Consider the following 22,997-nt stretch of genomic DNA (forward strand, 5'->3'; position numbering starts at 1 on the left):
TTGCTCGCGAAAGCGATGTCAGTTGCGCAGATGCGTCAGCGGCAGTTCGGTGCTGTTGAGCACCTGATTCAGTACAAAACTCGAACGCACGCTGGTCACCCCTTCAATCCGGGTCAGATGCCCCAGCAACAGCTTCTGATAGTGGTCCATGTCCGGCACCACCACTTTCAACTGATAGTCGGCATCCACGCCGGTCACCAGGCTGCATTCCAGCACTTGCGGCAGGGTGCGGATCGCCGCTTCGAAATTCTCGAAACGCTCCGGTGTGTGCCGGTCCATGCCGATCAGCACGTAGGCCGTCAGGCTCAAGCCGAGCATCTTGCGATCGAGCAGGGCGACCTGGCGCGAGATGTAGCCGTCGTCCTCCAGTTGCTTGACCCGGCGCGAGCAGGGGGAGGGTGACAGACCGATGCGCTCGGCCAGTTCCTGGTTGGAGATGCGGGCGTCGCGCTGCAATTCCGCCAAAATACTCAGGTCGTAACGGTCGAGTTTGCTCATGAATCAGTCCTTGGTTGTAACTATTGCGGCGGATTATCTATCCAGGGTTAAAAATTGCGCAAGCAGTGTTTATTTGAGCAATCTTCGCAATCCTCTGTCGCGTCTTGCGGCCTATTCTTATCACCAGAATCACTGCTCGGTAACACAGTCCACTGCGGCCCGCCCAATCAGGCCCGCCGCGGCCGCCACCCCCACCGGGGATGGGCCGGCCCCCGAGCTGCACACTGTCCAGAAGACGGCGTGAGGTGAGCCGACGTCAAAAGCGTCGAGCCAGGACGAAGTTCTCTAAAGGGAGGCCGACGGGTCTCCCTTTTTCTTGCCTGCGATTTTTGTGCCTCGATGCACAGCCTTCCTCAATAAATAAGTCTCGTGACTGATAACCTGTCGCAGAACCCGGTGTGCGTATTCCCGGTCTTAGCTACAAGCCCTCTTAATACCCGCAGTGAGGAAAAGCATGAAGTCGCGCATCTGGCGTCTGGCCGGTGTTGGTTTGCTGTGTGTGAGCGTCAGTGCGCAAGCGCTCGCCGACGATCCGGAGAGCCGCAGCCCTAATGGTGGACGCGGCCCTGAGCATCAGGGAAATAACCAGGGCCATGGGGGCGATCATCAGCCCCACGGGCAGAACAATCCGCCGCCGCAAAATCAGCCGCGGCCGCAGAACAACGAAATCATTCGGGGCGACAACAGCCGCCAGTTCGAGCACAACGGCCAGCAGCACAACAATGGCCAGTGGCAGAACCAGAACCGCACACCCAATCAGCCTGCTCCGGTGCATCAGGCGCCACCGTCGAACAACCTGCCGATCCAGCCACGGCCCGACACCGTGCGCCAGACTCAGGAACCGCGCCAGGGTTACTACCGCGACGAGCGGCCGCAGAATGGTTACCACAACCAGCAATGGCAAACCGGCAACCGGCCCAATGACAATCGCTGGCCGGGTCGCCCGGACGGACATGGCAACGGTTGGGGGCCAGGCCCGCAATACCGCCCGGGGCATGTGATCGACCGCTTCCCGGATCGCGAATACCGAGTGCCGTATCGCGGTCAGGATTACTTCTATTCCGGCGGCTACTGGTATCGCCCGCAAGGCCCGCGCTACATCGTCGTGCAGCCGCCACGAGGGATTCGCACCCAGTATCTGCCGGACTATGCCCGTGAAGTGTGGATCGGCGGTGCGTTGCTGTTCCTCGCTGCCGGTTCCTACTATGCGTATCAGGAAGCCACTCAGGATTACGTCGTAGTCGAACCCCCGGTGCAGCAACCGCCGCAACCGCAGCCGCAATCCCAGGGCTATGACGTCGAGGCCTATCCGGCCAACGGGCAGTCGCCGGAACAGGTGCAGCAGGACGGTTATCAGTGCTACCAATACGCCGTGCAGCAGAGCGGTTTCGACCCGCGTACCGCGACCTATCAACCGGCGCCTGAGGTGGTGCAGGCTTACCGTCAGGCGCAGGGCAATTGCCTGAGCAGTCGCGGTTATCAGGTGTCTTACTGAATCCGGGTTTGCGCCCGTTCGGTCTTGACCACTTCCTGCGGGTCGGCGTGCACCAGCACTTCGGCTCGCGGGTAGGCGGCGTGAATCGCATCCGCCGCCTGATCGCTGATACCGTGAGCGACTGACAAGGTCAGCTCTCCCGGCAATTCCAGATGCAACTGCACGAACCAGTGGTTGCCTGAAATCCGCGTGCGCAAATCATGCGCGCCCAGTACGCCGGGTACGCCGCAGGCCAGTTCGAGCATGTGCTGACTGACGTCCGTCGGCAGCTCTTCATCCATCAGCACCGAAAAACTTTCCCGGGCGATCTGGATCGCGCTCCACAAGATGTACCCGGCAATCCCCAGGCCGAACCATGCGTCCAACTGATGAAAGCCCATGCCGGCGAGAATCAGCGCAATCAGAATGCTGCCGTTGAGCAGCATGTCAGAACGGTAGTGCAGCGAGTCGGCGCGCACGGCGTTGGAGCCGGTCTGCTTGATCACCCGATGTTGCAGCGTCAGCAACGCCGCGGTCAGCAGCAGCGAGAACACGATCACGCCGATGCTCAGCCACGGCGCGCCAAGCGGCTCCGGTTGCTTGATGCGTTCATACGCCTGAAACGCAATCAGCACCGCACTGCCACCGATGAACAGCGCCTGCGCCATGCCCGCCAGCGATTCGGCCTTGCCGTGGCCGTAACGGTGATCGTCATCGGCCGGACGCAGCGCGTAATGCACCGCCAGCAGATTGAGCAGCGAAGTGACGCCATCCAGCGCCGAGTCGGTGAGGCCGGCGAGCATGCTCACCGAGCCGCTCAGCCACCAGGCGATGGCTTTGGCGATGATCAGCGTGCAGGCCACCGCCACCGAAGCGCGGGTTGCCAGCCGCAGCAGGCGGGCGTGTTCGGGGCTGGTGGTCATGTGATTTCCTTATGCGGCGGGTTGCAGGCCAAACATCGCCAGTTGTTGAGTGCTGCCCTTGTGCTGGATCAGGCGCGGATCGTCCAGCGGCAGGTTGCGGCCCAGTTCTGTTTCGAGAATAGCCTGCAACTTGAGGTTATCGACCTGACCGTCCGGGCCGATGGCTTGTTTGAGTTTGGCCGGATCGACCTGAGCGGTGTGGCCCGGTTCGAAATAGATCGCGCCAGTGGCGAAGTCCACCGCAAAGGCGATCAGCCCGGGAATTACGTAGAACAGCAGGCCCACGGCGTCGAGTACGGCAATCGCCGGGTCGATCTTGCCATCGATCTGACCGCGACGATCCGGGTAGAAAATCGAACCGCAGGCCGTGAGTTGAGTGAGCAGGGTGGCGACCAGTACACCGCCGATCAGGCGAGAAGGTAAGCGCATGGAAAATCTCCTGAGTCATTTGAAAACGAAGCGTCGTCATTTGAAATTAAGACCCTGACAAACGCCCGGCAGTTCGCCGTTATACTCGCGCCTCTGTTTGGGAGCCAGCATGATTTCTTTGCCGATCGATGAAGTTTTACCCGCCCTGCGTGAAGCCTTGGCGACACGCCACGAAGCCGTGCTCGAAGCACCGCCCGGCGCCGGTAAAACCACCCGCGTGCCTTTAGCCTTGCTCGATGAAGCGTGGCTGGCCGGGCAGACCATTCTGATGCTCGAACCACGGCGTCTCGCCGCGCGAGCCGCTGCCGAACGGTTGGCCAGCGAACTGGGTGAGAAGGTCGGTGAAACCGTCGGTTATCGCATCCGCCTCGACAGCAAGGTCGGCCCCGATACCCGTATCGAAGTGGTCACCGAGGGGATTCTCACCCGACGCCTGCAGGATGATCCGGCGCTGGAAGGCGTCGGTCTGCTGATCTTCGACGAATTTCACGAACGCAGTCTTGATGCCGACCTGGCCTTGGCCCTGAGTTTGAACGGTCGTGAACTGTTCCGAGCTGAACAGCCGCTGAAGATTTTGCTGATGTCCGCCACGCTGGAAGGCGAGCGTCTGGCCGGGTTGCTGGATGACGCGCCGATCCTGCGCAGCGAAGGGCGCATGTACCCGGTGACGATGCGCTGGGGCCGGCCGTTCCAGCCCGGCGAATACATCGACCAGCGCGTGACCCAGACCGTCCTCGAAGCGTTGCACGATGAGACTGGCAGCCTGCTGGTGTTCTTGCCGGGGCAGGCGGAAATCCGTCGGGTGCATCAGCAACTGAGCGATGCCATCGGCGAGCGTAAAGACGTATTGCTCTGCCCATTGCACGGCGAACTGGACCTGAATGCCCAACGCGCTGCCATCGACCCGGCGCCGGCGGGCCAGCGCAAAGTGGTGCTGGCGACCAACATCGCCGAGACCAGCCTGACCATCAACGGCGTGCGCGTGGTAATCGACGCCGGGCTGGCGCGAGTGCCGCGTTTCGACCCCGGCAGCGGCATGACCCGCCTCGATACTCAGCGCATTTCCAGGGCCAGCGCCACCCAGCGCGCGGGCCGGGCCGGACGTCTGGAGCCGGGTGTGTGTTACCGCTTGTGGTCGCAGGATCAGCACGAGCAGCTCGCCGCTTACGGCAGTGCGGAAATACTGTCGGCGGATCTGGCGAGTCTGGCGCTGCAACTTGGACGCTGGGGCGTGACCCCGGGCGAGCTGGTCTGGCTCGATGTGCCGCCGGCAGCGGCCTATGCCCAGGCGCAGGATTTGTTGCAGCGCCTGGGCGCACTTGAAGGCGAGGCGTTGACTTCCCACGGTCAGGCCATGGCCGAGTTGCCGGCGCATCCGCGCATCGCCCATCTGTTGCTGCGCGGTCAGGCGCTGGGGCTGGCGAACATGGCGTGTGACGTCGCGGCACTGCTCGGCGAGCGCGATATTTTGCGCGGCGCCGGGGCCGATCTGCACAGCCGCTTGGTGCTGCTCTCCGGCGAAGAACGCGCGGCACGCGGTGCTCAGGGCGGCGTGCAGCGTGCCCGGCAACTGGCGCGGCAATATCGCGGTTACCTGCGCGGCAAGGCCAGCGCGCCGGTCAGCGATCCCGATCACCCGCGCTGGCTCGGTGCGCTGCTGGCGCTGGCCTACCCGGATCGGGTTGCCCAGCAGCGGCGTGCCGGTGGCGCCGAATATCGTCTGGCCAATGGTCGCGCTGCGCTGTTCGCCGAAGCCGACAGCCTGATGAAGGAGCCGTGGATCGTTGTCGCCGATCTCGGCAGTCGTCAGGGCCAGCGTGAGGAGCGGATTTACCTGGCGGCGGATTTTGATCCGGCGCTGTTCGATTCGGTGCTCGCCGAGCAAGTGCGCGCTGTCGATCAACTGGACTGGGATGAGCGCGAAGGCGTGCTGCGCGCCGAGCGTCAGCGCAAGGTTGGCGAACTGATCCTCAGCCGCGAACCGTTGACCGGTCTCGACGAAGCGGCGCGCAGTCAGGCGCTGGTCAATCTGGTGCGGCGCAAGGGACTGGAGTTGTTGCCGTGGACGCCGGAGTTGCGCCAGTGGCAGGCGCGGGTCGCGTTGCTGCGGCAACTGGATCTGAGCGCTCAGGCCGAAAGCCAATGGCCGGATGTCAGCGATGCAACGTTGCTGAACACTCTCGAGCATTGGTTAATGCCTTACCTGGGCAAGGTCTCGCGGCTCAGCCATTTCGCCAATCTGGACCTGTCGAGCATCGTCCGCAATCTGCTGCCGTGGCCGTTGCCGCAGAAGCTTGATGAGCTGGCGCCGCACCACATCAGCGTGCCGTCGGGGTCATCGATTCGTCTGGATTACAGCGAACAGCCACCGATTCTCGCGGTGCGTTTGCAGGAGCTGTTCGGCCTCGCCGAGACGCCACGAATTGCCGGCGGCCGGCAAGTGGTCAAGCTGCATCTGCTGTCCCCGGCACGGCGGCCGGTGCAGGTGACGCAGGATCTGGCCAACTTCTGGCGCAGCACCTATGCCGAGGTGAAGAAAGATCTCAAGGGGCGCTATCCGAAGCATTATTGGCCGGATGATCCGTTGGTGGCCGAGGCGACCGCGCGGGCCAAGCCGCGCGGCACCTGAAGAGCAAAACATCGCAGCCTGCCAACCAATCACGGTACGACATCAATCTATTGTGGGAGCGGGCTTGCTCGCGAAGGCGGTGCGCCAGGCACGGATGCATCAACTGACACACCGCTTTCGCGAGCAAGCCCGCTCCCACAGGGTTATGAGGTGTGTGTGACTACGGGGCTGCGGGCAGCAGGAACCGCGCAATCACCGGCAAGTGATCGGAAATGCGCAACGTATCGTCCTGGCGCACCCGCGCTTCGACCCGTTTGATCTTTGGGCTGTAGAAGAGATAGTCCACGGTGCGATCCGGGCCATTCAGGCCGGGGTCGTTGGGGTAGTGGGTCAGCCAGTGGGCGCGGTCGATGCCGCTGGCTTCGTTGTTGGTCGGGATCATCGGGTACTTGTCCCACAACAGATGCAGCGCGCTGTCGATCGAGTAGGGCGTGCGCTGCTCGGCGGGCAGACGCTGATACTGGCCCAGCGGCAACAGATTGAAGTCGCCGCCGATGAGCCACGGCAGGCCCTGGCTTTCGTACTTGTCGAGTACCTTGGTCACCGCCGTCACTTGTGCCTGCAAGGTCTCGTCCGGTTGGCGGGCGCGATCCAGATGGGTGTTGAACACCGTCAGTTGCCCACCGTCGCTCAGCGGCAGCTTGGTCGCGAGCAGGGCGTCTTTGGGTTGGAACTGGCGGTAGATGAAGTTCGCTGGCGGCACCGGCAATTGCAGGCGCTCGGCGTGTTCGATGCGGTAGCGGCTGAGGGTCGCCAGTTGCCGGCCAACGCTGCCGAAGATGTGCGGGTCAGGGACAAAATCGGCTTTCCAGTCGAAGGCGTGAGCGCTGCACGGGTAAAGGTCGGTGACCCGTTCCCGCAGCAGCTTGAGCTGATTCTGGTAATCACTGGCCTTGGCGCCGTCGTCCAGCTCCTGCAGCAGCACCACGTCGGGTTGTTCGTCGCGGATCACCCGCGCCACTTCGTCGAGACTGAAGGCCATGTCTTCCGGGGATGGCGCCTCATCAGAGCCTTGGGCGAGATCGTTCCAGAACACGTAGCGCTTGCCCGCGAGGTACTGCACGTTCCAGGTCATGACTTTCAGCGCTTGCCCCGGCACCAGGGTCGGCGGCGTACCGGTGCAGGTAACGGGCAGGGTCTCCCGTGCGCCGGGGCGCCAGGTCAGGCTGTAGAACAGCCCGCCGATCAGGACGATGGCGAGCACAATCAGCAACAGGGTGTAGCGCAGCAGACGGGGCATGGCTCGGCTTTTCGCGTTACAAAAGTGGCTCCGAGCATACCTGACCGCAGAGCCTTGGCCCAAGGGTCGCGAAGTCAGACCGCTCCGGTACGTTTGTCAGGCAATTCGCTGATCAGCATGAACAGACGGAACAGCACCACACTGGTGAACAGCTGCAGGAAACTGTGCGCGCTGTCGATCATTACCGCGATCAGCGGATTCTGTGGGTCGGGGTATGCCGCCAGGGTCGCGCCCTTGAGCAGCCACAACGGCCCCATCACACACAGAATGCACAGCAGGATCCGCCAGAAATGCCCACGCGTCAGGCGCAGACTTTCCTTCATCGCCTGCAGCGGCCCCATGCCGCGCAGCACCAGCAGGTATTCAGCGAATGCGAGCATGACCATCAGCATCAGGCCCGGCAGGAAATACAGCGACAACCCCAGCAGAATCAGCAAGGTATTGAGCGCGGTGAGCAAGGCGAAACGCGGCCACAGGCGCGCGGACATCGCCAGCAGATCAAGGTTACGCGGGGCTTCGCCACGGGTGCGAGCATCGAGGAACAGGATCAGCGCGGCGGTGTACAGCGGATACACCAGCAGACCGACGACCACGCTGGCGGCGGAGAAACTGTCGGGGTCGGTGACGTGATCCACCACTTGCTGCAGCGCCGCCTCGAAGATCACCAGCGGCAGGCACAGCTGCAAGATGCTGACCAGGTGGCGTTTGAAAAAATACAGAGAGTCGCGCAGTACATCGAAGGCATTCATCAGTCGGTATCGCAGGTCGAAAACAGTGGCTCACTTTAACCGATGATGGGCGGGCGGACACAAACGTAAACATTCGGTAAAGGTCGTTGAAACATCCTGTCACTGCCTCCATTACAGAGGTGCGCCATGTCCACAGTGGACACGGGCAACGTTATCCCCGGCAATCTACGAGGTCGCCATGAACAGCGAAGAGCAAACCCTGATCGATGGACTGTTTTCCCGGCTGCAACAGGCCGAAACGGAGGCAGCCCCGCGCGACGCCCAGGCCGAGGCGCGGATCAAGGAACACCTGACCCGCCAGCCGGCGGCAGGTTATTTCATGACCCAGGCGATTCTGGTGCAAGAGGCGGCCATCAAGAGCCTCGACGAACAGAACAAGCAGCTGACCCGGCAAGTCCAGCAATTGCAGGCTGAACTGCAAGCGGCCAAGTCCCAGAGCGCGGCCCCGGCGCCAAGCGGCGGCGGTGGTTTCCTGTCGAGCATCTTCGGCGGCGGCAGCTCGCGTCCAGCGCCGACCCAGAGCGCTCCGGCTTCTACCGGCGGCTGGCGTGAGCCGGCACCGCAGCAGAACTACGCTGCGCCAGCGCCACAACAGAACTATGCCGCACCACCGCCCAACTACGCGCAGCAAGCAGCTCCGGCTGCGGGCAGCAGCTTCCTCGGCGGCGCTCTGAAAACTGCCGCTGGCGTGGCCGGTGGCGTGATGCTGGCGCAGGGCATCAGCAGCCTGTTCCATCACAACCAGCAGCCCGAAGAAATCGTTGAAGTGATCAAGGAAGAGCCGGCGCAAGTGGCCGACCAGAGCGGTAACGACTGGGGCAATGACCAGCGTGTGGCCGATAACGGTTTCTCTGGCAATGACCAGGGCGGATTCACTGACACCGACTACAGCGATGACAACTCGTCATTCTTCGATGACGACGATTCGTTCGTCTGACGGATCAGTCGCCAGTATCAAATCTGTGGTGAGGGGATTTATCCCCGATGGAGTGCGCAGCAGTCCCATTTTCGGGGCCGCTGCGCTGCCCATCGGGGATAAATCCCCTCACCACAGTCCACCATCCGTCCGGAGTGGTGGGTTGATTATTCGCGCCACCTTCCTGTGGACTGGCATACTGAGCGCCTTTTTCGGGCCCGGCGCCTGATCCCGCTTCGTGCGCTATGCGCTCACAGGAATCCCGGTGAAAAAAATCGCAGTGTTCGCCGATGTGCAGAACCTCTACTACACCGTGCGTCAGGCCTATGGTTGTCACTTCAACTACGCCGCGCTGTGGGCTGACATTAGCAAGCAAGGGCAGATCGTCGAGGCCTATGCCTACGCCATCGACCGTGGCGACAGCAAGCAGCAGCAGTTCCAGCAGATCCTGCGCAACCTCGGTTTCACCGTGAAGCTCAAACCCTATATCCAGCGCAGCGACGGCTCGGCCAAGGGCGACTGGGACGTGGGCATCACCCTCGACATCATGGACGCCGCCGACCACGTCGACGAAATCGTCCTGGCCTCCGGTGACGGCGACTTCGACATGCTGCTCGAACGCATCATCAGCAAGCACGGCGTACAGGCAGTGGCCTATGGCGTGCCGGGCCTGACCGCCAACTCGCTGATCCGCGCCGCCAGCCGTTATGTGCCGATCGAAGGCGCACTGCTGTTGAAAAACTGAGCGTTGCTCAAGAATTGATTTGAACGGAGTTGAACCCGGTTTGGAACGCATTGCAGTCATCGACTTTGAAACCACCGGCCTGTCGCCGAACAGCAGCTGCCGCGCCACGGAAATCGCCGTGGTCATGCTGGAAAACGGCCGTATCGTCGAGCGTTACCAGAGCCTGATGAACGCCGGCGTGCGCGTTCCTGCGTTCATCGAACAACTGACCGGCATCAGCAACGCCATGCTGCGCAGTGCACCCTCGGCCGAGCGGGTCATGGAAGAGGTCAACGAATTCGTCGGCTGCACCCCGCTGGTGGCGCACAACGCCTCGTTCGACCAGAAGTTCTGGGACTTCGAACTGGGGCGGATCAAACGCACCCGTCTGCAGAACTTCGCCTGCTCGCTATTGCTGGCCCGCCGCCTGATGCCGGCGGCACCGAATCACAAGCTCGGCACGCTCACCACTTTCGCCCGCCTGCCACACACCGGCCAGGCGCACAGGGCGATGGCGGATGCGGAGATGGCGGCCAACCTGATGGCGCATCTGGCGGAAGAATTGCGGCACAAGCATGGGGTGCGTGAGCTGAACCATGACCTGCTGTGCAAACTGCAGAAAGTCCCGGCGGCCAAAGTCAGCGAACACCTGCAGCGCTATCGCTGATCTCGAAGTCACCCAAAATCCCCTGTGGGAGCGGGCTTGCTCGCGAAAGCGGTGTGTCATTCGGCAAAAGGTTGTCTGACACTCCCTCTTCGCGAGCAAGCCCGCTCCCACATTTGGATCTTCTGAGTTCCTGATTACTTACCGTTGCCTTCTATATGGCTCAACGGCACCCGCTTCTCGATCGCGCTCGACAGCACAATCGAGGTCTTGCTGAAGCCGAACTTCGCCACGCGATTGATCAATTCTTCCAGCTCCGTCATCGACGCCACTGCACCCTTCATCATCACGCACGGATCGCCCGTCACCCGAAAGCACTCGGTCAGCTGCGGGATTTTCACCAGTTCGTCGTAGACCTTCTGGCTGCCGTTCTGGTGCAGGCGCAATTCGATCATGCACTGGATCGGCAAACCGATTTTCGACAGGTCGATGTTCGCCTGATACCCGGTGATCACTCCGGCGGCTTCAAGCTTGGCCACGCGCTCGGCCACTGCCGGGGCGGACAGGTTCACCTTGCGCGCCAGATCGGCATAGGACGCGCGACCGTTTTCCAACAGGGCGCTGAGCAGCATGCGGTCGTATTTGTCCAAGGCCGGACTCCTGAAATTGCCAGACTTTCGAAATCGCGGTTTATTCCGTCGATCTCCGTTGTTTCAAAAGTGTACCGGCGCCATAAACAGGTTTTGTAGCTTATTTTTGCTCGCGGGCCTTTCTAGAATAATTCACACCCTGCCTCTGACTGTCGAGCTGCCCATGCCTGCCTTGCGCCGTTTTTCCTTGCCGTTGATCGCCGCGTTTTTCGCGCTGTACGTGATTTGGGGATCGACCTATCTGGTGATCCGCCTCGGCGTCGAATACTGGCCGCCGCTGATGCTCGGCGGGGTGCGCTTCGTGATTGCCGGCAGCCTGATGTACGCCTTCCTGCGCTGGCGCGGGGCGCCGGCACCGACCTGGGCGCAGTGGAAAGCGGCGGGGATCATCGGGATTCTGCTGCTCAGCTTCGGTAACGGCGCGGTCAGTGTCGCCGAGCACACTGGCGTGGCGTCAGGCGTGGCAGCACTGGCGGTGGCGACGGTGCCGTTGTTCACGTTGCTCTTCGGGTATTTCTGGGGCGCGCGTAATACCCGCCTCGAATGGGCCGGGGTGGCGTTGGGGATCGTCGGCATTGCCATGCTCAACATGGGTTCCAACCTGCAATCGAGTCCGCTGGGCGCGGCGTTGCTGATTTTTGCAGCGGCGACCTGGGCGTTCGGCTCGGTGTGGAGCAAACACCTGCCGCTGCCGCAAGGGGCGATGGCCAGTGCCGTGGAGATGCTGGTGGGCGGCGTGGTGCTGTTGATCGGCAGCGCGGTCAGCGGCGAACACCTGCAAGCCTTGCCGCCGGTGGAGGGCTGGCTGGCCTTGGGTTATCTGATCTTCTTCGGCTCGATCATCGCTTTCAATTCCTACATGTACCTGCTCAAGCACGTGCGTCCTGCGGCGGCCACCAGTTATGCCTACGTCAACCCGGCGGTGGCGGTGTTGCTGGGGATCGTGTTTGTCGGCGAGACCATCGGCATGGAAGAAGCGCTGGCGATGCTGGTGATCATCAGTGCCGTGGTGCTGATCGGTCTGCCGCAGTGGCGGCGACCGGCGCAGCCGCTCGTCGTGGAGACGCCGAAGACCGCCGTTCCAGCAGAACAGCGTGTGAATTAGGGTAAACTGCGCGCCATTGCACACTCGTGTCGCACAATTGCGCTGAATTTTCCTACGGTACTCCCATGACTTTCGCCTCTCTTGGCCTGATCGAACCCTTGCTGCGCTCCCTCGAGAAGCTCGGCTACCAGACTCCAACGCCGGTCCAGGCGCAAGCCATTCCGGCCGTTCTGGCCGGTCGCGACCTGATGGCCGCGGCCCAGACCGGGACCGGCAAGACCGCCGGTTTCGCCTTGCCGCTGCTGCAGTTGCTGGCCATGGAAGGGCCGAAAGTGGCCGCCAATTCGGCGCGTGCACTGATTCTGGTGCCGACCCGCGAGCTGGCGGAGCAGGTTCATGAGTCGGTGCGCCAATACGCTGAAAACCTGCCATTGCGTACGTATGCGGTGTACGGCGGCGTCAGCATCAACCCGCAGATGATGAAGCTGCGCGGCGGCGTTGATGTGCTGGTCGCCACGCCTGGTCGCCTGATCGACCTGTTCCGCCAGAACGCGTTGAAACTCGATCAGTTGCAAACTCTGGTGCTCGACGAAGCCGACCGCATGCTCGACCTGGGCTTCTCCGAAGAACTGGCGAACATTTACCGCATGCTGCCGAAGAAGCGCCAGACGCTGCTGTTCTCCGCGACCTTCTCCGATGACATTCGCCTGCTCGCCGGGCAGATGCTCAACGATCCGCTGAGCATCGAAGTCAGCCCGCGCAACGTCGCGGCCAACACCGTCAAACAGTGGGTGGTGACGGTGGACAAGAAGCGCAAGCCGGAACTGTTCGTGCACTTGATGCGCAAGAACAAGTGGAAGCAGGTGCTGGTGTTCGCCAAGACCCGCAACGGCGTGGATGCGCTGGTGGAAAAACTCCAGGGCCTGGGCATCAACGCCGACGGCATCCATGGCGACAAACCGCAGGCGACCCGTCAGCGTGCGCTGGATCGTTTCAAACTCAGCGAAGTGCAGATTCTGGTGGCGACCGACGTCGCTGCCCGTGGTCTGGATATCGAAGATTTGCCGCTGGTGGTCAACTTCGACCTGCCGATCGTCGCCGAGGATTACATCCACCGCATCGGTCGTACTGGCCGTGCGGGCGCGACGGGCGAGGCGATCTCGCTGGTGTGCGCGGATGAAGTGAACATGCTCTCGGCAATCGAGATGCTCACCCGCCAGACCTTGAAGCGTCAGAACGAGCCGGATTTCGAACCTGAGCACCGCGTGCCGGATACCGATGCCAGCGGTCAGGTGATCAAGAAGCCGAAGAAACCGAAAAAGCCGAAAACGTCCGGCGGCGGTGGCGGCAAGCGCAATCTGGGCAAGTGGGTCGACAGTGGTGACACTCAGGCGCCGGAGCCGTCGATCAAGCCTGTGCGTAAAGTGCCGGTGTTCAATACCGGGCCGCGCAAGCGCAAGCCTTGATCTGATAGGGCGTCTGTAAGGACGCCTTCGCGAGCAGGCTCGCTCCCACAAGGGATCTCCTTGTTACTGGAGATCAGTGTGGGAGCGAGCCTGCTCGCGAAGGGCGCGCCGCGGTCTTCAGCCCTTACTCTGCAACCACTCCAACATTGCCAATCCCGCCGCACGCCCGCTGGCAAAACACGCCGTCAGCAGATACCCGCCCGTTGGCGCCTCCCAATCCAGCATCTCCCCCGCACAAAACACCCCCGGCAACGCCTTGAGCATCAAGCGCTCACCCATCGCCTCAAACGTCACGCCACCGGCGCTGCTGATGGCTTCGTCCAGGGGCCGCGCTTTCACCAGGGTCAGCGGCAACGCCTTGATCGCCCGCGCCAGCAACGCCGGATCAGCGAAGGTTGCCGCGTCAGTCAATTCACGCAACAACGCCGCTTTCACCCCATCAATTCCGACCTGACTGTGCAGATGCTTGGCCATCGAGCGTGAACCGCGTGGCTTGCTCAACGCTGCCTGCAATTTATCCACAGGTCGGCCGGGCAACAGATCGATGTGCACCGTGGCTGAACCCTGCGTATTGATCGCCTCGCGAATCGGTGCCGACAGCGCATAGATCAGGCTGCCTTCAACCCCGGTCGCGGTGATCACGCATTCGCCCAAGCGTGGCACGTCGTCGTTCAAACCGATGGCGACATTTTTCAGCGGTGCACCGGCGAATTTGCTGACAAGCAATTCGCTCCAGGCCTGCACCTCGAATCCGCAATTGCTCGGCTGCAACGGCGCCAATCCTACGCCTTTTTGCTCCAGGGGCAGCATCCACGCGCCATCCGAACCCAGGCGCGACCAACTGCCGCCGCCGAGGGCGAGCAGGGTGGCATCGGGTTTGACGGTGATTTCGCCGTCGGGGCTGCTGATGCGCAGTGCGCCGTGTTCATCCCAGCCGAGCCAGCGATGGCGGGTGTGGATAACCACGCCGCTGTCGCGCAGGCGTTTGAGCCAGGCGCGCAGCAGGGGAGCGGCTTTCATGTCGGTGGGGAACACCCGGCCGGAGCTGCCGATAAAGGTTTCGATGCCCAGTTCATGAATCCAGCGGCACAACGCGTCGGCGTCGAAACCGCGCAGTAACGGCGCGATCTGCGGCGCGCGTTCGGCGTAGCGCGCGAGGAATGCCGGGTAAGGCTCGGAGTGGGTGATGTTCATGCCGCCGACCCCGGCCAGCAGGAACTTGCGCCCCACCGAGGGCATGCCGTCGTACAGATCGACGCGCACGCCGGCCTGGCTCAGCACTTCGGCGGCCATCAGGCCGGCGGGGCCACCGCCGATGATGGCGACGTGAGCGGGGTGGGGGGCGGAGTTCTGGGTCATGGCGTGCGCTGCGGTATGGCGGGATAAGGCGCGCATTCTAACAGCGCAGACCTTTGTAGGAGTGAGCCTGCTCGCGATGGCGGTTTATCAGGCGACATAAGTGCTGAATGTTGGTCCGCCATCGCGAGCAGGCTCACTCCTACAAAGAGATCGAGGTGAATTCAGTATGTGGTTAAAAAATAACCATCGCGCTGTACACCATGTTCGCTGTGGTCTGTAGTCCCTTTCGCTCAGGTTATCCACAGGCCGTTCCACAGCGATTGTGGGTAACGCAACACAGCTTAGTGACATCCGTGTGACGTCCAGACCCGTTGCGCGCTGTGATGCAGGATGCCGTGGCGGCGGGCGAGGGCGTGGCGATCCTTGCTGTAGCCGCCGCCGATCACGCCGACCACCGGGATGTCGCGGCCCAGACAATGGCGCATCACGCTTTCATCGCGGGCGGCGACGCCTTCGTCTGTCAGCTGCAGATAACCGAGGGCGTCGTCCTTGTGCACATCGACCCCGGCGTCGTACAGCACCAGGTCCGGTTGATACAGCGGCAGCAGGTAGTTGAGGGTGTCATCCACCACCTGCAGATAATCGGCATCGCCCATGCCGTTGGGCAGCGGAATGTCCCAGTCGCTTTCGGCCTTGCGTGCAGGAAAATTCTTTTCGCAATGCAGGGATACGGTGATCGCCTCCGGGGTGTCATGCAGGATCCGCGCGGTGCCATCGCCCTGATGCACGTCGCAATCGAAGATCAGCACCCGGTTCACCCGACCGCTTTGCAGCAGGTAATGGCTGATGATTGCCAGGTCGTTGAAGATGCAGAACCCGGCCGGGTAGTCGTAGTGAGCGTGATGGGTGCCGCCGGCGAGGTGACAGGCCAGACCATGCTCCAAGGCTTTTTCTGCCGCCAGAATCGAGCCGCCAACTGCGCGCACCGTGCGCCGCGCCAGTGCTTCGTTCCACGGCAGGCCGAGGCGCCGCTGGTCTTCGCGGGACAACTCGCCGCTCATGTAACGTTCGATATAGCGACGGTCATGCGCCAGGGCGAGGATGTCGTTGGGGCAGATCTCGGGACGCAGCAGGTCGGCGTCGCGGGTCAGGCCGCTGTCGACCAGGTGGTCGCGCAGCAAGCGGAATTTATCCATCGGAAAGCGGTGATCCGCCGGAAACTCGGGGCTGTAGTCTTCGTGGTAGATCAGCGGCAGGGGCATGGCAACTTCATGTAGGAACGATGGAAAGAGTGAACGATCCTACCAGCGATGTAGACTTGCGGCATGGAAATGGAGGGGCATGATGGAGCCGATTCAGCAACTCGAAAGCGCACGCCTGCTGATGCGTCAGTGGCGCGACGAGGATTTGCCGGAATTTGCGGCGATGTGCGCCGATCCTCAGGTGATGCGTTACTTTCCGGCCCCGCTCAGCCGTCTCGAAAGTGCGTCGATGATCGGCCGGGTGCGCGGGCATTTTGCCGAGCACGGTTTCGGTCTGTGGGCGCTGGAGCGCAAGGACAGCGGTGAGTTCATCGGTTTCACTGGCCTGGGTGTGGTCGGTTTCGATGCGCCGTTCACCCCGGCGGTGGAAATCGGCTGGCGTCTGGCCCGCGAGCATTGGGGGCTGGGCTATGCCAGTGAGGCGGCGTGGACGGCATTGCGCGCAGGTTTTGATCGGCTGGGGCTGAAGGAAATCGTGTCTTTCACCGCCCAGAGCAATCTGCCGTCGGAGAAAGTCATGCAGGCGATTGGCATGCAGCACGATCCGGCCGATGATTTCGATCACCCCAAACTTGCCGTCGATCACCCGTTGCGGCGGCATCTGTTGTACCGAATTACCAGGGAGCAATGGCTGCAAACCCTGCATGGCTGAGCCGACACGGACGTTTACAATGGCGCGACAATGGCTCGCGCCAGAACCTGAATGGGCCGCCGCAGCCAAGACTGCGCGGCATAGCGTTGTGTGAGGAGAGTCTGAATGAGCCAAGTGTTGGAAGATCTGGTCGACCTGCTGACCCTGGAGCCAATCGAGGAAAACCTGTTCCGTGGCCGCAGCCAGGACTTGGGTTTCCGTCAGTTGTTCGGTGGTCAGGTACTCGGTCAGTCGCTGTCGGCGGCCAGTCAGACGGTTGAAGAGGCGCGCCACGTGCATTCGATGCACGGTTATTTCCTGCGTCCGGGCGATGCCAAGTTGCCGGTGGTGTATTCGGTGGATCGCGTGCGTGACGGCGGCAGCTTCAGCACCCGACGGGTCACAGCGATCCAGAAGGGCCACCCGATCTTCACCTGCAGCGCGTCGTTCCAGTACGACGAGGCTGGCTTCGAGCACCAGAGCCAGATGCCGGTGGTGGTCGGCCCGGAAAACCTGCCGTCGGAGCTGGAACTGACCCAGCAACGCGCGCACCTGATCCCCGAGCACATGCGCGAAAAATTGCTGTGCCCGAAACCGATCGAAGTGCGCCCGGTCACCGAAAAGGATCCGTACAACCCGCAGCCGGCCGATCCGGTGAAGTATGTGTGGTTCCGTGCCGACGGTGCGCTGGCGGATATTCCGGCGCTGCACAAGTACCTGCTGGCCTACGCCTCGGACTTCGGTCTGCTGACCACCTCGATGCTGCCGCACGGCAAGTCGGTCTGGCAGAAAGACATGCAGGTCGCCAGCCTCGATCACGCGCTGTGGTTCCACAACGATCTGCGCGCCGATGACTGGTTGCTCTACGCGATGGACAGCCCGTGGGCCGGCAATTCCCGGGGATTCTCCCGTGGCAGCGTGTACAACCGCGCCGGGCAACTGGTGGCATCGGTGACCCAGGAAGGCCTGATTCGTCACCGCAAGGACTGGGCATGAGCCTGAGCGATGTGAAGCACTGGGTGTTCGACATGGACGGCACCCTGACCATCGCCGTGCATGACTTTGCGGCGATCCGCGTGGCGCTGGCGATTCCGCCCGAGGACGACATTCTCACCCACCTTGCAGCGCTGCCGGCCGAGGAGGCCGCAGCGAAACACGCGTGGTTGCTGGAGCATGAGCGCGATCTGGCGCTGGGCTCGAAACCGGCGGCCGGTGCGGTGGAGCTGGTGCGCGACCTGCACGGGCGCGGCTATCGGCTAGGCATCCTGACGCGCAACGCACGGGAGCTGGCGCATGTGACGCTCGACGCCATCGGCCTGGCCGACTGCTTCGCCGTGGAAGATGTGCTGGGCCGCGATGAAGCGCCACCGAAGCCGCATCCCGGCGGGTTGCTGAAACTGGCCGAAGCCTGGAGCGTGCCGGCCAGCGAAATGGTGATGGTCGGGGATTACCGCTTTGATCTGGATTGCGGGCGGGCGGCCGGGGCACGGACGGTGCTGGTGAATCTGCCGGACAACCCGTGGCCGGAACTGACGGATTGGCATGCGCAGGATTGTGTCGAGTTGCGGCGGATGCTTTCGGTCTGAGATCTTTATTGTCTGATCTGGCCTCATCGCGAGCAGGCTCACTCCTACAATTGGAATGCGTTTCCCCTGTAGGAGTGAGCCTGCTCGCGATGGCGCCTCAACAGTCACTACAAGTCATTAATCAAACAGCGCTTTCAGCCCCTCCGGCGACGTCAACATCCCATCGCCGTTATGCCCGACCCCGGGCACTTCAACCAGCCGCTGATTGACCCCTTCCGGATGCCGGCGCAGCAGGTAGCCGAAAAACAGCTTGCCGCGTTCCAGCCGATACGCGCCTTGTGCCTCGGCGGCGCAACTCTTGTCCAGCGCCGGATGTTGCGGGTCTATGTCCTGCTGCCCCAGCAGGTAAATCACTTCGCGTTTGATGTAGCTGCTCTCAAGCTGCAACGGTGTTTGCCCACCGGCGTACACCGGCATGTCGGTCAACCCGTACTTCCAGCGATTGAAACCCGGGCACTGTGCGTGATCGAACGCTACCGGCCGCTGTTCGTTGAAATACGCGTACGACGACGGATTGGCCACCACATAGCGCAGGCGAATGCCATTGGCCTTCAGCGCCGGTTGATCCTTGGCCAGCAAGGCATAACGCTGCACCACTTGACCGCCACCGGAATGGCCGAAAATCACGATCTGCTTCACGTCCGGAAACTGCTTGCGGTCGCTGACCCGGGCGACGATGGCGTCGAGTGCGGCGTAGGAACTCAGCGGCTTCGGCCCTGTGGATAACCCGCCGCCCATCCACTCGTTGCCTTTCCAGCGCAGCAATGTATTGGGCAGGGAGTACAGCGCGACGTCGCTTTCGTTGAGAAACTGCGGCGCGATCACCAGCGTGTGCGCCGTTTGCCCCGCCAGTTCGGTGGCGTGCTCGGCACTCTTGCGATAGGTCTCGGCATTGCGCAGACGACCGTGAATGACGATCAGCACCCGCTCGATTTTCTCAGGTGCCGGGCTGATGCCAACGGCCATTTCGCCGGCCTCGAATTGCAGGCGCCCTGGGCTGATGGCATCGACGCCTGCCGCGTGCGCGTTGCCGCCGATGATCAGTAAAGCCAGAAGCCATTTGCGCATTTACAGGTTTTTCGCCGCGAAGGTATCGCACTGGCCGACCTGGCCCTGGGCGAAACCGGTTTTGAACCAGCGCACCCTTTGCGCCGACGTGCCATGGGTAAACGAGTCCGGTACCACACGGCCCTGACCCTGTTGTTGCAGGCGATCATCACCGATGGCGTTGGCCGCATTCAAGGCCTCTTCGACGTCACCCGGTTCCAGCCAGTTCAGGCGCTTCTGCGCATGGTAGGCCCAGACGCCGGCCAGGCAGTCGGCCTGCAATTCCTGACGCACCAGCAAACCGCCGTCGCCCTGCATCTGCCGGCCCTGCTGACGGGCCGTCTGAATTTTTGCCGAGACGCCGAGCAGCGTCTGCACATGGTGGCCGACTTCGTGCGCGATCACGTAAGCCTGGGCGAAGTCGCCGGCGGCCTTGAAGCGCTGGGCCATTTCCTGGAAGAAGGCCATGTCCAGATAGACTTTCTGATCCGCCGGGCAGTAGAACGGGCCGGTCGCCGAAGTCGCCAGACCGCAGGCGGAATTCACCCGGTTGCTGAACAGCACCAGGGTCGGGTCCTTATATTGGCGACCAGCCTGCTGGAAGATCGCGCCCCAGGTGTCTTCGGTATCGCCGAGGATCGAACGCACGAATTCGGCCTGCTGGTCGTTGGCCGGTGGCGCCTGACGCGTCTGCGTACTGGCCGGTGCCGATTGCTCGGTCATTTGCCCGGTGAGCTGGCCGAGGATCTGCAACGGATCCTGTCCGGTGATCCAGCCGATGCCGACGATCAGCAGGATCGCCCCCAGGCTCAGGCCTTTGCCGCCACCGAACCGCATGCCACCACCGCCGCCGCTATCATCGCCACGGGCATCGACGACGTTGTCACTGCGTCGGCCTTTTTTCCATAGCATGTGGGAATCCTCTTTTCTGTTCGTGGTGATGAGTGTTGCTGGTGTGGGAGTGTGGCGCCAGTCCGGTCGTCCGTCTATTGGCGTACACGCAAACAGGCCCGGCCTCGGGTGACGAGGGCGGGCCTGTTATTGACGAGCGTGTGCGCGACTAATTCAATCCGTCGGCGGATTTCTCTCGGCGCGCTGTGCGTCAGCGATCGAAGGCATCCCACACCGGGGCGAAATCCGGGCTGACCTGACGCTGATTCTTCGGCAGCGCGGCGATCAGTGCGCGGTCTTCAGCGTCCAGTTCAACCTGCAGCGAAGCCAGGTTCGCCAGTTGATTGGCCCGGCTGCTGGCTTTGGGAATCGCTGCCACGTTGTTCTGATCCAGCAGCCATTTCAACGCCACCTGAGTCGGCAGCACGCCGTGTTTTTCGGCAATCTGCTGAATCTGTGGAATCTCCGAGACCTTGTTGCGCGCCAGCGGTGTGTACGCGGTCAGCGCCAGGTCGTGTTGGCGCGCGTAGTCGAGCAGGGCGTTCTGGCCGAGCAGGACGTGGTACTCGACCTGGATCGCTGACAGAGGGATGCCGTATTCCTCGACGACTGTGCGCAGCAGCGGCAGCGGAAAATTCGCCACGCCGATGTTGCGCGCCAGACCCTGTTCCTTGAACGAGGCCAGGGTGTCGAGAGTGCGCGGCAGATCCCAATCGGTACTCGGCCAGTGGATCATGAACAGGTCGACGTACTCGCTGCGCAAGGCCTTGAGGCTTCGTTCCATCGAGTGGCGCATGGCGTCCGGTTGCAACTGGTCCCACCAGACCTTGGTGGTGACATGAATCTGCTCGCGGGGTGTCGGTGTATTCGCCAATGCTTGTCCGACCGCGTCTTCGTTGTTGTAGGCCGCTGCCGTGTCGATGTGCCGGTAGCCGAGTTCCAGGGCCTGCTCGACGGCACGGGTGCATTCGTCGCCGAGCATCGGCCAGGTGCCGAGGCCGAGTTTCGGCATGTTCAAACCCTGGGCGTTAACGATGTGCTGCATGGTCGATCTCCTGTTCGAAAGCAGTGATGCCGGCGATATGCCGAGCGGCGATGTAGCCGAAAGTCAGCGCCGGGCCGAGGTTGATCCCGCCTGCCGGATAGTGCCCGCCCATGATGCTGGCCATGTCGCCACCGGCGGCGTAGAGCCCGGCGATGGGGTGGGCATGGGCATCGAGCACTTGCGCCTGCGGGTTGACCTTGAGCCCGGCAAAGGTGCCGAAGCAGCCCGGTTGCACTTTCACGGCATAAAAAGGGCCGGCCTCTATTGGGGCAACGCAAGGGTTGGGAAGGTTCGCCGGATCGCCCTGCTTGCGGTTATAGGGCGTTGCGCCGCGACCGAACGACGGGTCCTCGCCGTGGCGTGCATGGCGGTTGTAGTCCTCCACCGTCTGGCGCAACCCGCTGGGGTCGATGCCGCAGGCGCTGGCCAATTCTTCAAGGGTGTTGCCGGTTTTCAGATAGCCGCTGCGGATAAATCCTGACACCGGAACGGGAAATGGCCGCGACATGCCCAAGCCATAACGCCGTTGAAAGGCGCGGCTGCAGATCAGCCACGAGGCGACTTCCTCGCCTTCCGGGGTGGCGGCAACCATGGCGCTGACGTAGTCGTAGTAACCGTTGGCCTCGTTGACGAAGCGCTGGCCGTTGCGCAGTACGCCGATGATTCCCGGTTTGCCGCGTTCGATGATGTGTGGGAAATGGCCGATGCTGCCGTCGGCATGCGGCACTTGCGAGACCGGCGCCCAGGCCACGGGCGACGCCAGGTCGGTGTTGACCGTGGCGCCGACGCTTTCGCCCAGGCGCAGGCCATCGCCATTCACCGCCAGCGGCGGCAATGCCCAGTGTTCATGACCCGTGGGCGTGCGCGGAAACAAGGTCTTGCGCCGTTCGACGTCGTTGGCGAATCCGCCGGCGGCCAGCACCACGGCTTTACGTGCATGAATGCGGATCGGGCCTTTGGCGCTGCTGACCACTGCGCCGCAAACCCCTGCTTCATCACGCAGCAGCTCGGTCACGGGTGCCGACTCCCATAACAAAACGCCAAGGTCCTCGGCGGACTTCGCCAGCCTTGCGACCAATGCCACCCCGTTGACCAATTGCATGGCCCGGCCGTGTACCGCCAGATCGAGCAAGTGTCGGGTAAAACGACGGGTTACATGCCACGCGGCTTTCAGCGAACGGGTGAGATTGAGGAACGCCGAAAGGTCGGCGCCGGCCATGATCGGCATGCCCATGAAGGACGTTTCGCGCATTGTTGTACGCAGGCGCCTGAGCAGGCGTCCGACTTTTCGTCCGTCGTAAGGCGCCGCGATGACCGAGCGACCGCCCGTGCCCGCGCCGGGTGTATCGCCATGAATGTCGGCAATAGCGTTGCCGTCAGCAAATTGCAGAGCAGTGTGCTGTTCGAAAAACGCCACCATGTGCGGCCCGGCGGTGAGGAAAGCGTCGACCATTGCCGGATCGTAATGCTCACCGAGTTCGTGGCGCAGGTAAGTGCGCGGTCGCTCGACGTCTTCGACGATGCCGGCGCGTCGGGCCAGCGGATTGCACGGCACCCATGCCCAGCCGCCGGACCACGCGGTGGCACCGCCGAACACCGGATCTTTTTCAACCACGATGACCTTCAGACCGTGCCATGCGGCAGTGACCGCTGTGGATAAACCGGCGGCACCGGAGCCGACGACCAGAACGTCGCAGTCGATTTCGGGAAGTTCGGCAGGCATCAAGCAAAGCTCCGCAGTAAGAATTTATTGGAATTAGATTCCAGAAATTAACCAATGAACTTCAACTGCAACAAGGCATGTTTCAGTAAAGTGGGCGGTTATCGCACGGCCAGTTCCGGATTTCGCTTTGTCCCGGATATCTTCTAGAATCGGCAAAATTTTACTT

At 62.3% G+C, this 22,997-nt stretch carries 22 protein-coding genes; 10 read left to right on the forward strand and 12 right to left on the reverse strand.

Features of this window, described 5'->3' with window-relative positions; all coding sequences use genetic code 11:
• Positions 1-18: 18 nt before the first annotated feature.
• Positions 19-498, reverse strand: a complete 480-nt coding sequence (locus CRO59_RS19105; RefSeq protein WP_008081091.1) for an Lrp/AsnC family transcriptional regulator — start codon at positions 496-498, stop codon at positions 19-21.
• 454 nt (positions 499-952) lie between these two features.
• Here CRO59_RS19105 and CRO59_RS19110 point away from each other — a divergent pair, with 454 nt between their 5' ends.
• Positions 953-1,993, forward strand: a complete 1,041-nt coding sequence (locus tag CRO59_RS19110) for a DUF6515 family protein (protein ID WP_097089313.1) — start codon at positions 953-955, stop codon at positions 1,991-1,993.
• Here CRO59_RS19110 and CRO59_RS19115 read toward each other — a convergent pair.
• Positions 1,987-2,895 (reverse strand): cation diffusion facilitator family transporter, encoded by a 909-nt coding sequence (locus tag CRO59_RS19115; protein ID WP_047602562.1) that lies wholly within the window; start codon positions 2,893-2,895, stop codon positions 1,987-1,989. The two genes, CRO59_RS19110 and CRO59_RS19115, sit on opposite strands and share 7 nt — an antisense overlap.
• Positions 2,896-2,904: 9 nt before the next feature.
• Positions 2,905-3,324, reverse strand: a complete 420-nt coding sequence (locus CRO59_RS19120) for a polyribonucleotide nucleotidyltransferase (protein ID WP_095139235.1) — start codon at positions 3,322-3,324, stop codon at positions 2,905-2,907.
• A gap of 109 nt (positions 3,325-3,433) precedes the next feature.
• Here CRO59_RS19120 and hrpB point away from each other — a divergent pair, with 109 nt between their 5' ends.
• On the forward strand, positions 3,434-5,953 hold the full coding sequence (gene hrpB, locus CRO59_RS19125; protein ID WP_097089312.1) for an ATP-dependent helicase HrpB: 2,520 nt from the start codon (positions 3,434-3,436) through the stop codon (positions 5,951-5,953).
• 160 nt (positions 5,954-6,113) lie between these two features.
• Here hrpB and CRO59_RS19130 read toward each other — a convergent pair whose 3' ends face one another.
• Together CRO59_RS19130 and CRO59_RS19135 are read right to left on the reverse strand one after the other, a co-directional pair.
• A complete protein-coding gene (locus CRO59_RS19130; RefSeq protein WP_097089310.1) occupies positions 6,114-7,193 on the reverse strand; it encodes an endonuclease/exonuclease/phosphatase family protein in 1,080 nt (359 codons plus the stop codon).
• Between the two features lie 74 nt (positions 7,194-7,267).
• Positions 7,268-7,942 (reverse strand): YciC family protein, encoded by a 675-nt coding sequence (locus CRO59_RS19135; protein WP_097089309.1) that lies wholly within the window; start codon positions 7,940-7,942, stop codon positions 7,268-7,270.
• A gap of 178 nt (positions 7,943-8,120) precedes the next feature.
• On the opposite strand from CRO59_RS19135, the gene CRO59_RS19140 reads away from it, so the two are divergent.
• The 3 genes from CRO59_RS19140 (at position 8,121) to CRO59_RS19150 (ending at position 10,249) form a co-directional block, all read left to right on the forward strand.
• Positions 8,121-8,879: a DUF2076 domain-containing protein gene (locus CRO59_RS19140; RefSeq protein WP_096795265.1), complete on the forward strand. Its 759-nt coding sequence runs from the start codon at positions 8,121-8,123 to the stop codon at positions 8,877-8,879.
• A gap of 244 nt (positions 8,880-9,123) precedes the next feature.
• On the forward strand, positions 9,124-9,603 hold the full coding sequence (locus tag CRO59_RS19145; protein WP_007963710.1) for an NYN domain-containing protein: 480 nt from the start codon (positions 9,124-9,126) through the stop codon (positions 9,601-9,603).
• A gap of 40 nt (positions 9,604-9,643) precedes the next feature.
• Positions 9,644-10,249 carry a PolC-type DNA polymerase III gene (locus tag CRO59_RS19150; protein ID WP_027612872.1) on the forward strand — a complete coding sequence of 202 codons (606 nt, stop codon included), beginning with the start codon at positions 9,644-9,646 and terminating at the stop codon, positions 10,247-10,249.
• A gap of 134 nt (positions 10,250-10,383) precedes the next feature.
• On the opposite strand, the gene CRO59_RS19155 is transcribed toward CRO59_RS19150, so the two are convergent.
• Positions 10,384-10,836 (reverse strand): Lrp/AsnC family transcriptional regulator, encoded by a 453-nt coding sequence (locus tag CRO59_RS19155; RefSeq protein ID WP_027612871.1) that lies wholly within the window; start codon positions 10,834-10,836, stop codon positions 10,384-10,386.
• Positions 10,837-10,999: 163 nt separating this feature from the next.
• On the opposite strand from CRO59_RS19155, the gene yedA reads away from it, so the two are divergent.
• Together yedA and CRO59_RS19165 are read left to right on the forward strand one after the other, a co-directional pair.
• On the forward strand, positions 11,000-11,941 hold the full coding sequence (yedA, locus tag CRO59_RS19160) for a drug/metabolite exporter YedA (protein WP_097089307.1): 942 nt from the start codon (positions 11,000-11,002) through the stop codon (positions 11,939-11,941).
• Positions 11,942-12,006: 65 nt separating this feature from the next.
• Positions 12,007-13,347 (forward strand): DEAD/DEAH box helicase, encoded by a 1,341-nt coding sequence (locus tag CRO59_RS19165; RefSeq protein ID WP_097089306.1) that lies wholly within the window; start codon positions 12,007-12,009, stop codon positions 13,345-13,347.
• 117 nt (positions 13,348-13,464) lie between these two features.
• Here CRO59_RS19165 and CRO59_RS19170 read toward each other — a convergent pair whose 3' ends face one another.
• Positions 13,465-14,706 (reverse strand): TIGR03862 family flavoprotein, encoded by a 1,242-nt coding sequence (locus CRO59_RS19170; RefSeq protein ID WP_097089304.1) that lies wholly within the window; start codon positions 14,704-14,706, stop codon positions 13,465-13,467.
• Between the two features lie 281 nt (positions 14,707-14,987).
• The gene (locus CRO59_RS19175; protein ID WP_097089303.1) at positions 14,988-15,908 is read right to left on the reverse strand and encodes a histone deacetylase; all 921 of its coding nucleotides are present in this window, start codon (positions 15,906-15,908) and stop codon (positions 14,988-14,990) included.
• 82 nt (positions 15,909-15,990) lie between these two features.
• Here CRO59_RS19175 and CRO59_RS19180 point away from each other — a divergent pair, with 82 nt between their 5' ends.
• The 3 genes from CRO59_RS19180 to CRO59_RS19190 all read left to right on the forward strand — a co-directional run bounded on the left by CRO59_RS19180 (position 15,991) and on the right by CRO59_RS19190 (position 18,125).
• On the forward strand, positions 15,991-16,560 hold the full coding sequence (locus CRO59_RS19180; protein WP_027612866.1) for a GNAT family N-acetyltransferase: 570 nt from the start codon (positions 15,991-15,993) through the stop codon (positions 16,558-16,560).
• Positions 16,561-16,665: 105 nt separating this feature from the next.
• The gene (gene tesB / locus CRO59_RS19185; RefSeq protein ID WP_003228466.1) at positions 16,666-17,535 is read left to right on the forward strand and encodes an acyl-CoA thioesterase II; all 870 of its coding nucleotides are present in this window, start codon (positions 16,666-16,668) and stop codon (positions 17,533-17,535) included.
• Positions 17,532-18,125: an HAD family hydrolase gene (locus CRO59_RS19190; RefSeq protein WP_097089301.1), complete on the forward strand. Its 594-nt coding sequence runs from the start codon at positions 17,532-17,534 to the stop codon at positions 18,123-18,125. Before tesB ends, CRO59_RS19190 begins: the two co-directional genes overlap by 4 nt.
• Positions 18,126-18,242: 117 nt before the next feature.
• On the opposite strand, the gene CRO59_RS19195 is transcribed toward CRO59_RS19190, so the two are convergent.
• From CRO59_RS19195 to CRO59_RS19210, 4 genes are all read right to left on the reverse strand, one after another.
• On the reverse strand, positions 18,243-19,193 hold the full coding sequence (locus tag CRO59_RS19195; protein WP_097089298.1) for an alpha/beta fold hydrolase: 951 nt from the start codon (positions 19,191-19,193) through the stop codon (positions 18,243-18,245).
• Positions 19,194-20,084 carry a neutral zinc metallopeptidase gene (locus tag CRO59_RS19200; RefSeq protein WP_027612863.1) on the reverse strand — a complete coding sequence of 297 codons (891 nt, stop codon included), beginning with the start codon at positions 20,082-20,084 and terminating at the stop codon, positions 19,194-19,196.
• A 190-nt stretch (positions 20,085-20,274) separates the two neighbouring features.
• Positions 20,275-21,108 (reverse strand): aldo/keto reductase, encoded by an 834-nt coding sequence (locus CRO59_RS19205; protein WP_027612862.1) that lies wholly within the window; start codon positions 21,106-21,108, stop codon positions 20,275-20,277.
• A complete protein-coding gene (locus CRO59_RS19210) occupies positions 21,092-22,831 on the reverse strand; it encodes an FAD-dependent oxidoreductase (protein WP_097089296.1) in 1,740 nt (579 codons plus the stop codon). Before CRO59_RS19210 ends, CRO59_RS19205 begins: the two co-directional genes overlap by 17 nt.
• Positions 22,832-22,997: the final 166 nt, after the last annotated feature.

Source organism: Pseudomonas sp. LAMO17WK12:I5, assembly GCF_900215165.1.
GTDB classification, from domain to species: Bacteria; Pseudomonadota; Gammaproteobacteria; order Pseudomonadales; family Pseudomonadaceae; genus Aquipseudomonas; species Aquipseudomonas putida_A.

Coding starts and splice junctions, on each gene's coding strand:
- CRO59_RS19180 (WP_027612866.1), top strand. CDS start 15,991: ATGGAGCCGATTCAGCAACTCGAAAGCGCACGCCTGCTGATGCGTCAG.
- CRO59_RS19140 (WP_096795265.1), top strand. CDS start 8,121: ATGAACAGCGAAGAGCAAACCCTGATCGATGGACTGTTTTCCCGGCTG.
- CRO59_RS19200 (WP_027612863.1), bottom strand. CDS start 20,084: ATGCTATGGAAAAAAGGCCGACGCAGTGACAACGTCGTCGATGCCCGT.
- tesB (WP_003228466.1), top strand. CDS start 16,666: ATGAGCCAAGTGTTGGAAGATCTGGTCGACCTGCTGACCCTGGAGCCA.
- CRO59_RS19105 (WP_008081091.1), bottom strand. CDS start 498: ATGAGCAAACTCGACCGTTACGACCTGAGTATTTTGGCGGAATTGCAG.
- yedA (WP_097089307.1), top strand. CDS start 11,000: ATGCCTGCCTTGCGCCGTTTTTCCTTGCCGTTGATCGCCGCGTTTTTC.
- CRO59_RS19135 (WP_097089309.1), bottom strand. CDS start 7,942: ATGAATGCCTTCGATGTACTGCGCGACTCTCTGTATTTTTTCAAACGC.
- CRO59_RS19170 (WP_097089304.1), bottom strand. CDS start 14,706: ATGACCCAGAACTCCGCCCCCCACCCCGCTCACGTCGCCATCATCGGC.
- hrpB (WP_097089312.1), top strand. CDS start 3,434: ATGATTTCTTTGCCGATCGATGAAGTTTTACCCGCCCTGCGTGAAGCC.
- CRO59_RS19205 (WP_027612862.1), bottom strand. CDS start 21,108: ATGCAGCACATCGTTAACGCCCAGGGTTTGAACATGCCGAAACTCGGC.
- CRO59_RS19210 (WP_097089296.1), bottom strand. CDS start 22,831: ATGCCTGCCGAACTTCCCGAAATCGACTGCGACGTTCTGGTCGTCGGC.
- CRO59_RS19130 (WP_097089310.1), bottom strand. CDS start 7,193: ATGCCCCGTCTGCTGCGCTACACCCTGTTGCTGATTGTGCTCGCCATC.
- CRO59_RS19190 (WP_097089301.1), top strand. CDS start 17,532: ATGAGCCTGAGCGATGTGAAGCACTGGGTGTTCGACATGGACGGCACC.
- CRO59_RS19115 (WP_047602562.1), bottom strand. CDS start 2,895: ATGACCACCAGCCCCGAACACGCCCGCCTGCTGCGGCTGGCAACCCGC.
- CRO59_RS19120 (WP_095139235.1), bottom strand. CDS start 3,324: ATGCGCTTACCTTCTCGCCTGATCGGCGGTGTACTGGTCGCCACCCTG.
- CRO59_RS19165 (WP_097089306.1), top strand. CDS start 12,007: ATGACTTTCGCCTCTCTTGGCCTGATCGAACCCTTGCTGCGCTCCCTC.
- CRO59_RS19195 (WP_097089298.1), bottom strand. CDS start 19,193: ATGCGCAAATGGCTTCTGGCTTTACTGATCATCGGCGGCAACGCGCAC.
- CRO59_RS19110 (WP_097089313.1), top strand. CDS start 953: ATGAAGTCGCGCATCTGGCGTCTGGCCGGTGTTGGTTTGCTGTGTGTG.
- CRO59_RS19175 (WP_097089303.1), bottom strand. CDS start 15,908: ATGCCCCTGCCGCTGATCTACCACGAAGACTACAGCCCCGAGTTTCCG.